This is a genomic window from Acinetobacter sp. ESBL14 (assembly GCF_036668815.1).
GTDB classification, from domain to species: domain Bacteria; phylum Pseudomonadota; class Gammaproteobacteria; order Pseudomonadales; family Moraxellaceae; genus Acinetobacter; species Acinetobacter gyllenbergii.
Genome location: NZ_JAZEVS010000036.1, coordinates 1 through 488, shown reverse-complemented (window position 1 = coordinate 488; position 488 = coordinate 1). Strand labels below are relative to the sequence as shown.

General features: G+C 65.8%; 1 protein-coding gene. It reads right to left on the bottom strand.

What is annotated here, in order from left to right; genetic code table 11:
* Window positions 1-488 (bottom strand): phytanoyl-CoA dioxygenase family protein (locus tag V6E90_RS21495; protein ID WP_332606406.1); only part of this gene is annotated, 488 nt, incomplete at both ends.

Here is a 488-nt window from a genome sequence, read left to right as displayed (position 1 = left end):
ATGCCGCCCGGGTCCAGCGGTTCGGCCACGGCCTGGTCGCGGCGGAAGTCGCCGCAGCATTCCAGCGGATGCAGGGTCTTGTCGCCGCCGGGCGAGCGGTGTTCCAGCACGTCCCACTTGTTCGACCCGGGAATGAACTGCATGCAGCCGTTTTCCACGGTCGCCGGTTGCAGCGCCAGCCAAATGCTCAGTTCGTTGTAGACAAAGTCGGGCGAACGGAACGCCTCGTCCTGGTGCCACGGCGTCTCGGGGCCGAACGGGCCGGGCTTGAGCAGGGCGTGCTCGCCGTACAGCGCCGCCTCTTCGCCCAGTAGTTGCCGCGCCAGGTCCAGCGTGCGCTCGTGGTAAGTCGTCTTGAGCAGACCGGGGGCATAATGACGCGGATCGTGCAGGCTGGGAAACTTGGCGGGCTTGGACGGATCGTCCCGGCTCACGAAGTCGTACTGCGCACCCTCGTTGTATCCCGTCTTGTTCGCGAACAGATCCAG